The sequence below is a fragment of the Rothia sp. LK2492 genome (assembly GCF_040946345.1).
GTDB classification, from domain to species: domain Bacteria; phylum Actinomycetota; class Actinomycetes; order Actinomycetales; family Micrococcaceae; genus Rothia; species Rothia endophytica.
In genome coordinates this window covers 42,660-55,519 of the sequence record NZ_JAYWLX010000012.1, presented here as the reverse complement: position 1 = coordinate 55,519, position 12,860 = coordinate 42,660, and the positions used below count along the sequence as shown (strand labels likewise).

9 protein-coding genes are annotated in these 12,860 nt (G+C 56.3%); 5 read left to right on the top strand and 4 right to left on the bottom strand.

Annotated features, from left to right (window positions below; translation table 11 throughout):
* Positions 1 to 117 precede the first annotated feature (117 nt).
* A complete protein-coding gene (locus tag VVR27_RS11115) occupies positions 118 to 651 on the top strand; it encodes a hypothetical protein (RefSeq protein WP_368548412.1) in 534 nt (177 codons plus the stop codon).
* A gap of 2 nt (positions 652 to 653) precedes the next feature.
* Here VVR27_RS11115 and VVR27_RS11110 read toward each other — a convergent pair whose 3' ends face one another.
* The 4 genes from VVR27_RS11110 to VVR27_RS11095 are packed head-to-tail and all read right to left on the bottom strand — an operon-like array spanning position 654 to position 7,055.
* Positions 654 to 3,803 carry a glycoside hydrolase family 2 TIM barrel-domain containing protein gene (locus VVR27_RS11110; protein WP_368548411.1) on the bottom strand — a complete coding sequence of 1,050 codons (3,150 nt, stop codon included), beginning with the start codon at positions 3,801 to 3,803 and terminating at the stop codon, positions 654 to 656.
* Positions 3,804 to 3,832: 29 nt separating this feature from the next.
* On the bottom strand, positions 3,833 to 5,155 hold the full coding sequence (gene galK, locus VVR27_RS11105) for a galactokinase (RefSeq protein ID WP_237203094.1): 1,323 nt from the start codon (positions 5,153 to 5,155) through the stop codon (positions 3,833 to 3,835).
* On the bottom strand, positions 5,152 to 6,276 hold the full coding sequence (gene galT / locus VVR27_RS11100; RefSeq protein WP_368548410.1) for a galactose-1-phosphate uridylyltransferase: 1,125 nt from the start codon (positions 6,274 to 6,276) through the stop codon (positions 5,152 to 5,154). Before galT ends, galK begins: the two co-directional genes overlap by 4 nt.
* Positions 6,277 to 6,278: 2 nt before the next feature.
* Complete coding sequence (locus tag VVR27_RS11095) at positions 6,279 to 7,055, bottom strand: DeoR/GlpR family DNA-binding transcription regulator (protein WP_345443112.1); 777 nt, start codon at positions 7,053 to 7,055, stop codon at positions 6,279 to 6,281.
* A gap of 296 nt (positions 7,056 to 7,351) precedes the next feature.
* Here VVR27_RS11095 and VVR27_RS11090 point away from each other — a divergent pair, with 296 nt between their 5' ends.
* The 4 genes from VVR27_RS11090 to VVR27_RS11075 are packed head-to-tail and all read left to right on the top strand — an operon-like array spanning position 7,352 to position 12,854.
* Entirely contained in the window at positions 7,352 to 9,559 is a 2,208-nt protein-coding gene (locus VVR27_RS11090) for an alpha-galactosidase (protein WP_368548409.1), read from the top strand.
* A gap of 38 nt (positions 9,560 to 9,597) precedes the next feature.
* Positions 9,598 to 10,521 (top strand): carbohydrate ABC transporter permease, encoded by a 924-nt coding sequence (locus tag VVR27_RS11085; protein ID WP_368548408.1) that lies wholly within the window; start codon positions 9,598 to 9,600, stop codon positions 10,519 to 10,521.
* Between the two features lie 4 nt (positions 10,522 to 10,525).
* Positions 10,526 to 11,473, top strand: a complete 948-nt coding sequence (locus tag VVR27_RS11080) for a carbohydrate ABC transporter permease (RefSeq protein ID WP_251379661.1) — start codon at positions 10,526 to 10,528, stop codon at positions 11,471 to 11,473.
* A gap of 10 nt (positions 11,474 to 11,483) precedes the next feature.
* Entirely contained in the window at positions 11,484 to 12,854 is a 1,371-nt protein-coding gene (locus tag VVR27_RS11075; protein WP_345443123.1) for an extracellular solute-binding protein, read from the top strand.
* Positions 12,855 to 12,860 lie beyond the last annotated feature (6 nt).

Genomic DNA, 12,860 nt, shown 5'->3' with positions numbered 1-12,860 from the left:
GCTCTTATAGGCTGCTTAAAAGCGAGAGGTTCTAGAGTGAAAACTCTAGAACCTCTCGCTTTTTTTGTATCCATTTAAGTGTTCTTGGACTAGAAACCGGGAAGGTAAGCTGAAATCATGGACCTCTTCTCACATCAACCTAAGGCAGAGACGGCGCCGCTACCTGCTACAGAACACCAAACCCATGCTGTGTTTGCCGAACTATCCTTACCTTTTGAAGAGATTTGGCAGGGCTTTACTGCTTACACTCACCTGTGGTGGCCTCAGCAGCTGCGTCAAGAATCTACTAGCCACATAGAAATAAGCTCAGAGTATCTGCTGGAACAGAATGAGGATGGCGAGAGTACCCTATTAGGGCAGACAGTGCACTATGTACCGGGTGATGTAGTATCCTTGCGATTCCACGAAGAGACTGCACCTGATCTCCATGCTGCTTTCCCTAATGGGCTCAGTTTCACCTTCGATATTGGTGACGCTACACTACCCTCCATCGTTGAGGTAAGTACGGGCATCCTTGCTCCCAGAGAGATATCAGCAGATGCTGAACTTGGTCTTGCGGGAGAACCTGCAAGAGGTCTTGCTGAGCATATACTTTCTGCTTTCGCCCGTTTTATGGGAAAAACGCAAGCAGTGAAGGTAGAGGAGCTTTGAGGTTAGAGAAGCGCCGGGTTTAAGGTGAGTTTTAGCATAAACTTGGTGGCATTGAAGCGATACTGGGGGAGCAGCTCGGGGCCACAGCTATTGGAGCCGATACCGTTCTGCTGGTAGTCCAGGGATAGCACGGTTGCCTCAGCTGGGCACAGATCCACGTTACGCACTGCACGAGTTAGCTCTTCAGCGCTAAAAGGGGAGGCGTTAAAAGAAAAACCCTCGCTCTGCCCGACCCGCTCACCGGTCACGGTCAGAGCAAGCCCACCACCGCTGATCTCCAAGAAACGGGTATCGGAGTGAGCCCCGTTTTCCTGTGGCATGACGTAGTCCTCGTGCAAACCCTCCACAGTGTTCTCGAACAGCCCGTGCCAGGTGCTCTGACGCTTATCAATGTAGTTTTCGTGTGGCCCTAGCCCAAAGTAACGCACTGCCTCCATAGTTTGGGGCAAAAAGAGCCTTAAGCCAAAACGGGGGAGTGATGGGAACTCTGGGTCCTTGACTACTGCTAGCTCTACCTCAACCTGCCCATCTGTACTTACCTTCCAGATGGCGTCCACAGTCAGAATACGCTGAACGGTGCAGGCGACTAGACCCAGGTGAGCAGTAATGAGTACCCCACCTTCTTCTACCTGCTGCCAGCTTGACGAATAGGTACGAGTATAGGCCTGATCCAGATGGGCCCGCTGCCACTCAGCACGGATGTACATATCATTGTCTGTGGGGGCGCGCCAGATCTGTAAGTCCATAGGCTTCTTTAACAAGTTTAGCCCTCCAAAGACCATGGAGCTAAAGGTACCGGTAAAACGGTCGAACACGTAGGTAAAGCTACTTCCGCTCAGGGTTAGAGCGGTTTCTGTCTCAGCTACCGTAATTCCCCTGCCACCGGTGGGATTGGTCGCTGGCAGGGTGAAAGTGCCGGTACCCCAGTTGCCCTCATCAAAGCCCAGTAAATACCCGGCGGGTAAAAGCACCTCACCGGCTGGGGCGAAGTCAGCGGTGAGCTCGGTGCTTACCCGTACATAGACAGCCCCGGACTCAACTTGTACCGCCGGCGTGAAGGGCAGGATTGCACTCTGCCCGGGTGCTAGGGGCGGCAAGGGTAGGGTGCCTGTTTCTGTTTCGCTGCCGTTGACCTCCACGGTGTAGCGCAAAGTAAACCGATCGGAGGCATCGCTAAAGTTCAGATTATTGAGTACGGTGATTTCGCCGCGTTCGGGGCTGTGGGTAATCCGCAGAGGACGGAATACTTGCTTAGCTTCCAGCAAGCCTGTGTGGGGTGTGCGGTCAGGGTAGACCAGACCATCCATACAGAAATTCCCGTCGTGGATACCCTCACTGTGGTCCCCGCCGTAGAAGAAAATTTTGCGTCCAGCGGCGTCTGCACCCTTATAGATAGCGTGGTCAGCCCACTCCCAGATGAAACCGCCCATCATGCGCGGGTTCTCGTCAATGATCTGCTGGTAGTCCGCGAGATCTCCTGGGCCGTTGCCCATAGCGTGGCAGTACTCCATGAGCAGGTAGGGCTTGCCCAAAAGCCCTGCGCCTTCCTGACCGCCGGTGGCTGTAGTTGCCGCTAACTCTCCTGCAAGATAGCCGCGGATATGCTCAAGGGAGGGGTACATGCGCCCGTAGATATCGAGGGGGGAGAAGTCATAGATGCGGCAGCTACCGGCATTAAATGCACCTTCGTAGTGGGTCAGACGAGTTGGGTCAAAGCTCTTGACCCAGTGCAGAGCCGTCTCAAAAGTAACCCCGTAGCTCCCCTCATTACCTGCTGACCAGAAGAGGATGGAGGGGCGGTTCTTCTCGCGCTGAACGCATAGCTGCATACGGTCCAAAGTAGCGGTAACAAAAGCGGGGTTGTCCGAGACCAACTCATTCCAGTGTTCAACCTTGTGAGTGTAGGCCTCATCGCGTAGGTATTTAAGTTCGTGCCCGTGGCTTTCGTTATCAGCCTCAGCCATGACCATCAGGCCCATCTCGTCTGCCAGCTGGTAGAGGTAAGGGGAACCGGGGTAGTGGCTGGTACGCACAGCATTGACGTTGTGCGCCAGCATCATCTCAAAATCACGTTTGACCTGCTGAATGTTAACAGCAGGGCCTGTATAGGGGTCTGAATCGTGGCGATTTACCCCACGGATCTTAAAGGGAAGATCATTGAGTTTAACCACCGAGTCCTCCAGGCTCACCTGGCGCAGACCAACTCGATCGGCAATTCTTTCGTGCTCGGTGTCTAGCGTTAGCTCATAGAGATAGGGGGTTTCTGGTGTCCACAGGTGAGGTTCAGAAACCTCGAGTTCCACCGAGTGGGTGTAGCCCTCCCTCGCTGACCCAGCGGTTAGCTGACCGCTGGCAAGAACCTGCCCTGCGGCATCCTGTAGTCTCACGCTGGTGGACACTTCGCCGCTCAGTACGGCATCAATGTGCACGGTAGCACCCTCAGCCTGCCCCGCCTGAAGGCCGGTTAGTTCCGAGGTAATAAAGAAGTCCTGCAGTGCTTTCTCGGGGCAATGCAGAAGGTAGACGTCGCGGAAAATCCCGGAGGTGCGGAACTTATCCTGATCCTCTAGGTAGCTCCCATCGCACCATTTAAGCACCAGCACAGCCAAACGGTTGCTACCCTCTACCAGATGCTCGGTGATATCAAACTCAGCGGTTGCGTGTGAAACCTGACTGTAGCCCACATAGGTGCCGTTTACCCAGACATAAAAACAGGAGTCCACACCCTCAAAATTGAGGTGGGCCCGGGGTGCTTCTGCCACAGGGGTGTAGATAAAATCTCGGATGTAGGCACCGGCCGGGTTAGCATGCGGCACGAAGGGCGGGTCAATGGGGAAGGGATAACGAATATTAGTGTACTGGTGGCTATCAAACCCGTGATTCTGCCAGACGCTGGGTACCGGTAAGTCGGTAAAACCCTCCAAGAGGTAGTCCCCCGCGAAAAATCCCTCGGGAACCTCGTAAGGGCTATCAAAAAGCTGGAAAGCCCAGGTGCCGTTCAGGCAGGTAAACCTGTCTGAACGCTCGCGGTTGTACACCAGGTCGCGGGCACTGAGTTGAGCGTTCGCGGATGCTGGTATGTAGTAAGCGTGGGGTGCTAGGGTGCCCTCGTGGAGGACCTCCAGATTTTCAAAATGACGAGGGATGAACACGAGTTTGCCTTTCGGAGCCGAGGCGGTGTCTAGCGGTCCTGAGCTGCTGAGGCTGCGGGGCTTGCCAGCAGGAATTCGGGGTGGTTAAAGCCTGCGCGTTCGTAGGCGGATGCTACAGCTTCTGCGACGGTGGGTACCAGCTCTTGAGATACCAGGGCGATAGCTGACCCACCAAAGCCACCGCCTGTCATACGTGCCCCCAGGGCTCCAGCAGCTCGGGCGGCGTTGACAGCCAGGTCTAGCTCATCGCAGGAAACCCGGTAGTCATCGCGCAAAGAATCGTGCGAAGCATTGAGCAGATCTCCTAGCTGTGCCCAGGTCTGCTCGGTGGTTTCTGCTGTGCTAAAGAGCGCCAGACACTCCTCAACCCGGGCAATTTCGGTCAAGGCATGCCGTAGGGCAGCTCGGGCGGTCGGCAGATCGGTCTGGGGTGGTAGGTCAACCATGCCCGCTGTAACCTGTTCTTCCCAGCGAGCTACCAGCTGATGCGCTTCAGCCAAGGTAGGGGTGCTTTCAAAGTAGTCACGCAGGGTGGTAAGCCCCAGTGTATCTGCGGTGAAATCGCAGGCTGCTCGTCGTTTAGCATACTGGCCGTCTGACAGATTGTGGTGGGCGCGGGTGTCCATAACCAACAGGGCAAGACCGGCGCGGTCAACGTCTACCGTGAGCGGGCGTGTTGAAAAATCGCGGCAGTCAATGGCAAGAACTGACCCCTGATGAGCGCGCAGAGAGATGGACTGATCCATCCCACCGGTGTTAGCTCCGGCTATTTCGTTTTCCGCCCGAATGCAGGCGATAGCAAGCTGTGTCCTGCCTGTATCACTCGCAGACAGAGGTTCCCTGCCAGTATTAGCTGCCGCAAAAGCGTCAAAGGCTAGGGCGGTAGAGCACTCCAGTGCAGCAGACGAGGATAGCCCAGCCCCCAGCGGTACTGAGGAATCAATGGCAATATCGGCTCCAGGCAGCTCATCGCGGCTTACCAGCCCCTCTTGAGCCATTGCCCAAGGAACTCCTGCGACGTAGGCAAGCCAACCTTCAACTGCACCCGGAGCTATCGCACCCAGTTCTATTTCACGGGGGGAAGAGGATGCTGAAGCCCCAGCGTCGCCCTGTGCTGTTACAGCACGCAAGAGCCTATCCTGGCGGGGAGTAACAGCTAGATAGGTTCTCTGGGGTAAGGCAAAGGGCAACACAGTACCACCGGAATAGTCGATATGCTCGCCCAGTAGGTTCACACGTCCTGGCGCGGAATAGACCGCCGTCGGCTCGTAGCCAAATGCCAGCCTGAAAGCCTGGGTTACCCTGTCGATTAGCTCGGTGGGCTTAGGGGTTTTCTTCCAGACGGGGGTCATGCTCCCAGCTCCTTAAAACGTGCAGCAATACGTTCGGGGGTGGTGTCATTAATCCATGCACCCATAGCGGACTCGGCTCCGGCGAGGTACTTTAACTTTCCTGGCGCGCGGAGCAACGAGAAGACGTGGAGGAACATCCGCGAGATATTCTGACCATCAATCAGGGGCTTCTGCACCCAGGCAGCAATGTAGGGAGTCTTCTCGACTCCTTCAAAGAAACGGTCGAGGCGAGTAAGCATGTCGAGATACACTTCGGTCAAATCATTTTTCTCGGCGGAGGTAAGGGCCGCGAAATCGGCGGCTGCCCGGCGCGGCATCACCATAAACTCCACCGGCCACTTAGCCGCAAAGGGTACATAAACTACCCAGTGCTCGGTCTCGCGCACAATGCGCACGCCTGCCTCTAGCTCGGAGGCCAGTACTGACTCCAGCAGGTCAGTGCCCTGCTCTATTGCCCAATCATCCGCTCGTCGTACCAGGGCAGCGGTGTAAGGCGGCAGGTAGGAGAAAGCGTAAATCTGACCGTGGGGGTGGTGCAGGGTTACCCCAATTTCTTCACCCCTATTTTCAAAGGGTACTACCTGCTTTACACCGTCCAACTCTGAAAGCTCAGCGGTGCGGTGCGCCCATGCCTCCACTACAGTGCGGGCCCGTTTAAAGCCCAGAGTGCCGAAGGAACCCTCATGATCCTGAGTGAAGCTAACAACCTCACAGCGACCGGCAGGAGTGGTCTCAAAATTGAGAGGGTCACCGTTGACCAGGGCAAGAGGGCCCTGCAGGGAGGGGAAGCGGTTTTCAAAGACCACCACATCGTACTCGGTCTCGGGAATTTCACCGGGTACGCTGCCTACACCAGCTGGAGCAAGAGGATCTTCATCTGCCGGGGGCAGGAAGGTACGGTTCATGCGGTGAGCAGCCAGCGTCACAAAGTCCCCGGTTAGAGGATCGATGCGGATTGATGCTGACTCCTGAGGGGGCAGAGTGCGCTCATCCAGTGGACGCAGGTCTTTGGCGTCGCGCTGTTTAGCACCAGAGAGGTAGGGTTCAGAGTCGTCAAAAAAGATGATTTCACGACCGTCCGCTAGGGTGCTGCGAGAAATTTTTACTTGTACCTCGCCCATAACTAAGCGACCACCAGCCTTTCAACGGATTCGGTGAGAAGTGTGTGTGTCTCCGGTGAGATACCGGAGGAAGTAATGGCGATATCGATGTCGGACCAGTTGGCAAAGCGTGCTAGGCCGGGGGTGCCCCACTTACTGTGGTCAAAAACCGCGACCACGGTATCTGCGCTCTTCATGAAGGTCTCGTTGGTACGTGCCTCGTTAAGGTTGGGGGAGGTCAATCCCTTAGTGCTTCCGCCATGAGCGCCCATAAAGAGCAAGTCAAGACTGAGCTTTTCAAGGGTGGCATCGGCAACCGCGCCTACCAGTGCATCCGAGGGGGTATGCTCGCCTCCAGTAAGAACCACCCGGTGCCCGTGCGCTCCGGTATCTGCCGTGCGGTAGAACTCATGAGCTACAGACAGAGAATTGGTCACGATGGTGAGGTTTCGGAACGTGCCACTGGCGGCTATTTCTTGGGCTATGCGGGTACAGGTGGTCCCGGCAGTGAAGCCCAGGGATTGACCATCCTGCACAAACTGCAGGGCACTGAGTGCTATAGCAGTTTTTGCATCCGCATGTAGGGTCATTTTTTCTGCAAAGGTTGGCTCTAGGGAGGACGGAGTGGGTATAGCACCGCCGTGTGTTCGGGAGAGTAAACCCTGGTCTTCTAGTTCTGCTAGGTCACGGCGCACGGTCATGGATGAAACGCCGAGGGCTTCTGCCAGTTCCTGTACTTGGGCGCTACCTCGCTGCTGAACTTCGCGCAGTATGTGCTTCTTGCGTTGCTGGGGGAGCACCTGTCACCTCCGGTTTCTTATATCTTCTACCTCACCACCCATTATGCACAGAATATAACATTTATGAACAGTGGTTGAGATTTTTTGTTTGCTTTCCAGCCGGGTAGAGACGGTGTAGACATTTACGGCACCCATAATTCATTTGTATTCTTACTTGTCAAAACAATATAAAATAAAAAATAAGGAAGAGATAGTGACGTAGAACAAAAATCTCGGTAGACTTTCACAAAATAAATACAAATGAACATTAAACGGTTTTGCCGAAGTGTTTCAGTCCCAACTAGCAGGAGCATCCCATGACACCCACCCCCCTCCAGCTCGACCCCGCACACCTGAGTCAGCTCCACCTGCGAGCTGCTGGGGTATCCCTGCTACTCGATATCACCGAAGGCGAGCTACCTGCCGTTATCCACTGGGGTGCAGATTTGGGTCCCACCTCCGCAGATGAAGCCACTACTCTAGCGCTTGGCCACATCCAGCACATCGCAATTAACGACCAGGAGCGACCCACCCGAATGAACCTGCTCGCCACGCATGAGGCAGGCTGGCACGGCCGCCCCGCCATCGACGGTGGGCGCGTGAACGGAGCCGGATGGACCACCAAACTCAAAATTACCGGCATTACCGCCACCCTAGAGGGTGCCGAGCAGACCGAAAACCTACTCAGCGGCGGTGCTGGAACCCTAGAATTTACCACCGTGGACACCGATGCCGGGGTGAGCGTAACCATCATCTTGGAACTGTTCCCCAGCGGCCTCATCCGCTCCCGTGCCACTCTCACTAACATTGGCCAGGGCGCCTACGAGGTGCGCGAACTGGGCATTGTTTACCCTCTTCCCTCGAACGCTCGTGAACTCTTTGATCTTGCCGGTCACTGGGGCAAGGAACGCGTTCCCCAGCGCATGCCCTTGACCGTGGGCGCTCACCTGCGTGAATCTCGCAAGGGGCGCACCGGTGCGGATGCCGCTACCCTGCTTACTGCTGGCGTTCCTGGTTTTGGTTTTGAGAGCGGAGAAGTTTGGGGCGTTCACACCGCTTTCTCTGGCAATCACCGTTCCTGGGCAGAACGCGCCTACACCGGAGTTGCTGTGATCGGTGGATCTGAGGTTCTTCTCCCCGGCGAAGCGGTGCTAGAGGAAGGTGAAAGTTATACCGGTGTCTGGGTTTATGCCGCCTACGGTGACGGGCAGGATGCCCAAGCCGCGCGTATCCACCGCTGGTTGCGCTCGCGTGAGATCCACCCCCAGCGTCAGCGCCCCGTGACCCTCAATGTCTGGGAAGCTGTCTACTTTGATCACAATCTTGACCGCCTCAAAGACCTTGCTGATAAGGCTGCGGAGCTAGGCATTGAACGTTACGTGCTGGATGATGGCTGGTTTGGTTCCCGCCGCGACGACACATCCGGACTAGGCGACTGGACTGTTTCACCCGATATGTGGCCCAACGGTCTGACCCCCATCATTGAGCACGTGGAAAATCTCGGTATGGAGTTTGGGCTTTGGTTTGAACCCGAAATGGTGAACCCTGATTCTGACGTTGCCCGCGACCACCCTGAATGGATTATGGCACCTGCCGGTCGCCAGCCTGTGACCATCCGTAGCCAGCAGGTCATGAACCTGACCATCCCCGACGCCTACGCCCATGTGCGGGACCAGATGGTTGCCGTTCTCACCGAAAACCCTGGCATCAAATACATCAAGTGGGACCACAACCGTCACCTGGTAGAGGCAGGTAACCCCGCAACCGGCGCCCCCGGTGTTCACGCCCAGACTCTTGCCGCCTATCATCTGATGGAAGAGATCAAAGAAAACTTCCCCGGTCTAGAAATTGAAGCCTGCGCATCGGGTGGTGCCCGTGTGGACCTTGAAGTTCTGCAGCGTACCGATCGGGTATGGACCAGTGATTGTATCGACCCACTAGAGCGTCAGCAGATGCACCGATATACACAGCAGCTCATCGTACCCGAGCTTATGGGCTCTCACATCGCCTCGGGTAGCTCTCACACAACTGGTCGCACGCACACTCTTCACTTCCGTGCTGCTACAGCATTCTGGGGGCACTTGGGTGTGGAATGGGACCTCACCGAAGCTTCTTCTGAAGAATTTGCCGAACTTGCTGAATGGATTGCCTTCCATAAGAAGCACCGCGCCCTGTTGCACAGCGGTGACATCGTGCGTATGGACCTCTTTGATAAGGCAGTTGGTGTTCACGGCGTGGTTTCTGCAGATCGTCGTGAGGCCCTCTTTGGGATTAACCAGCTGGACTTCGCAGAGACCAACCCCGTGGGCAAGTTCCGTCTGGGTGGCCTTGATCCCGAGACCATCTATGAAATCAGGGACGTAACCCCCGGGCATGCGGACGCCCACACCGGCTTCCGTCCCTCACCTGTCTGGCCCACCGGACAGCCCATCCGTGTTAGCGGTAGGGCACTTGCCTCAGCAGGTCTCTTCCTGCCCGGTCTTTGGCCCGAAACGTCCCGGATCCTGCACCTCGCAGCTCTCTAAAACTCCTCAATCAACACATACACCCTTAGAGGTATACCATGAGTACATCGGCCACCGGCCACCGATCCGCGAGCCCTGCAAAGCGGCGTCGCGTCAAAGCACAGCAGCCCTGGCTGCCCTGGCTCTTCCTTGCTCCTGCCGCATTCGGATATGTGGTCTTCTACCTGTGGCCCACGTTGCGCGGTATCTGGCTGAGCTTTACCGAATACAACCTGCTGACTCCCGCCAAGTTTGTGGGGCTCTCCAACTACGAGCGCATGTTCCAGGATCCTATCTTCTGGGGATCCATGAAGGTCACCGTGCTCTACGTGGTGCTCAACATCGGTATTCAGACCATCATGGCGCTCTTGATCGCTGTGCTCATGCACCGCCTCACTAAATCAACTTTCGTGCGGTCGGTAGTGCTCTCTCCTTACCTGGTCTCCAACGTAGTCGCCGCAATCGTTTGGCTCTGGGTGTTGGATGCCCAGTTCGGTGTCTTCAACCAGTTCCTTGAATGGGTTGGCATTGGAAAAATTGGCTTCCTCACGGACGAATTCTGGGCTATTCCCACCATCGCCATGATTAACGTCTGGCGCCACATGGGCTACACCGCCCTATTAATCTTCGCTGGTCTGCAGACCCTGCCTGAATCCGTCTACGAAGCAGCTCGCATGGACGGTGCGAGTGAAACCCGCATCTTCTTCTCCATCACCATGCCCCTGCTCCGCCCCATCCTGGCGTTGGTGCTGATTATGACCATCATCGGCTCCTTCCAGGTCTTTGACACCGTGGCAGTTACCACCGGCGGTGGTCCCGCAAACGCCACCAACGTACTGCAGATGTATATCTACGACCTCGCCTTCGGCCGCTTCCAGTTCGGTTATGCCTCGGCAATGTCGGTAGCCCTATTAATCGTCCTCGGTATTATCACCATGATTCAGTTCAAGCTCACCCGCGCCAACGACACAGATTTGGACTAAGACCATGAGCACTCAAACTACTAACCGCCCACCCGTTCAGCCCGAACCGGCACCTGCGCCTGAACCTGAGTTCCGCAAGAAGTCCCCCTGGGGCAAAATCTTTGCCTGGACTGCCATGGTCATCATCATGCTGGTTACCCTGTTGCCCTTCTACTGGATGTTGCGCACCGCGCTCTCAACCAACTCCTCCCTCTACCTAGACCCGGCAAACCCACTGCCCCCGGAGTTCTCCACTGGCGGTTTTGAACGAGTCTTTGGTATGCAGACCGCAGAAGAAGCAATCGCTGAAGGCGGCGCCGTCACCACCATGAATTTCTGGCGTTACATCATCAACTCCACCATGCTGGCTACCCTGGTCACCGCCGGGCAGCTCTTCTTCTCAGCAATGGCAGCCTACGCCTTTGCCCGCCTCAAATTCCGCGGCAGCAATATCGTCTACGTAGCCTTCCTCGCGGGTCTCATGGTGCCCTCCATCTTTACCCTGCTACCCAACTTTGTGCTCATCAAAGAGCTGGGCCTCATCGACTCCATCTTCGGTATCGCCCTGCCCACCATGTTCATGACCCCCTTCGCGGTCTTCTTCCTACGCCAGTTCTTCATGAACATCCCCCGCGAAATTGAAGAGGCTGCCCTGCTTGACGGTATCTCCCGCCTCGGAATCTTCTTCAAGGTCATCCTGCCCATGGCTCAGGCGCCCATGGCAACCCTGGGCATCCTCACCTACATTGCTGCCTGGAACGACTACTTCTGGCCGCTCATGGTGTCCTACACCGACAACTCCCGAGTGCTCACCGTCGCCCTCGGTGTCTTCCGCGCCCAGTCACCCCAGCTCGGCACCGACTGGGCAGGTCTCATGGCGGCCACCCTCATCGCCGCCCTGCCCATGATGATCCTCTTTGCCTTCTTTGCAAAGCGCATCGTCAACTCCATCGGCTTCAACGGCCTCAAGTAAGGATCGAACAATGGCTTTCAAACGATTCCCTAAATTCCGTGGAGCGCTCGCCCTCTCAGCAACCGCCATGTTGGCGCTGACCGGTTGCGCGCCGTCCGACGGTGGTGAAGGTACCACCGCTGGTGCCATCGACTACTGGCTCTGGGACACCGGGCAGATTCCCGGCTACCAGCAGTGCGCTGATATGTTCGAGGATCAGACCGGCAAGAAGGTGGTTATCACCCAGTACGGCTGGGATGACTACTGGCAGAAGCTCACCGCCGGTTTCATCGCCGATCAGGGACCGGACGTATTCACCAACCACGCCTCTAAGTACGCTCAGTACGTCAACCTTGAGGTTATTAAACCCCTCAACAAAATTGAGGCAACCGCCGCCGTCAATACCGATGATTTCCAAGAAGGTCTTGCCGAAATCTGGACCGGACCTGACGGTAACCTCTACGGGATGCCCAAGGACTGGGACACCATCGCCGCCTTCTACAACATGGAAATGATTGAGGAGGCCGGTTACACCGCCGAAGACCTGGAAAACTGGGGGTTCAATACTGCAGACGGTGGCTCCTTTGAGCAGATTATTGCTCACCTGACCATCGATGAGAACGGTGTTCGTGGCGACGAGCCCGGTTTCGATAAGAACAAGGTAGCTGTCTACGGTCTTGGTCTTTCCGAATCTGGTGGCTCCACCTTCGGCCAGGGCCAATGGTCCGGCTTTGCCGCTGCTACCGGCTGGGAAGCAACCAATAAGCCCGTCTGGGGTGACCACTACAACCTTGATGACCCTACCTTCCAGAGCACCATTGACTGGTATTTCGGGCTGGTAGACAAGGGCTACATGCCGGCTTTCGGCGTCTTCCCCCAGTCAGAAGGTGCAGCACCTCAGTTGACCTCCAGCAAGGCGGCTATCACATTCAACGGCTCCTGGATGATTACCACCTACGCCAAGGCAGGCTTTGAGGTTGGGTTAGCTGAGTTCCCTACCAACACCGACACCGGTGTTTCCAAGACCATGATGAACGGCCTAGCGGACTCCATCAACGTCAATACCAATGACCCCGAAGGTTCCGCCGAGTGGGTGGCCTTCATGGCAACTGACCAGTGCCAGAGCGTCATCGGTGAGCAAGGCGTGGTCTTTCCCTCGCGGAAGGACGCCACCCCCATCGCTACCGAGGCTTACTCCAAGCTGGGGTTGGACACCGCCGCCTTCAGCGACCCGGTAACCCGCAACGACGTGGTCTACTTCCCCATTACCGACTACGGCGCCGACATCGGAGCGCTCACCACCCCGGCATTTGAGGATATCTACGCCAACCGCAAGCCGGCATCCACCCTCTCCGCGGTGAATGACTCTATCAACATACTCTTCGAGACCTCCGCTGACTAAGGTCAG

What these genes read in the sequence shown, in the direction of transcription:
- VVR27_RS11075 (WP_345443123.1), top strand. Translation starts at nt 11,484, where the DNA reads ATGGCTTTCAAACGATTCCCTAAATTCCGTGGAGCGCTCGCCCTCTCA.
- VVR27_RS11115 (WP_368548412.1), top strand. Translation starts at nt 118, where the DNA reads ATGGACCTCTTCTCACATCAACCTAAGGCAGAGACGGCGCCGCTACCT.
- galT (WP_368548410.1), bottom strand. Translation starts at nt 6,276, where the DNA reads ATGGGCGAGGTACAAGTAAAAATTTCTCGCAGCACCCTAGCGGACGGT.
- VVR27_RS11090 (WP_368548409.1), top strand. Translation starts at nt 7,352, where the DNA reads ATGACACCCACCCCCCTCCAGCTCGACCCCGCACACCTGAGTCAGCTC.
- VVR27_RS11080 (WP_251379661.1), top strand. Translation starts at nt 10,526, where the DNA reads ATGAGCACTCAAACTACTAACCGCCCACCCGTTCAGCCCGAACCGGCA.
- VVR27_RS11085 (WP_368548408.1), top strand. Translation starts at nt 9,598, where the DNA reads ATGAGTACATCGGCCACCGGCCACCGATCCGCGAGCCCTGCAAAGCGG.
- galK (WP_237203094.1), bottom strand. Translation starts at nt 5,155, where the DNA reads ATGACCCCCGTCTGGAAGAAAACCCCTAAGCCCACCGAGCTAATCGAC.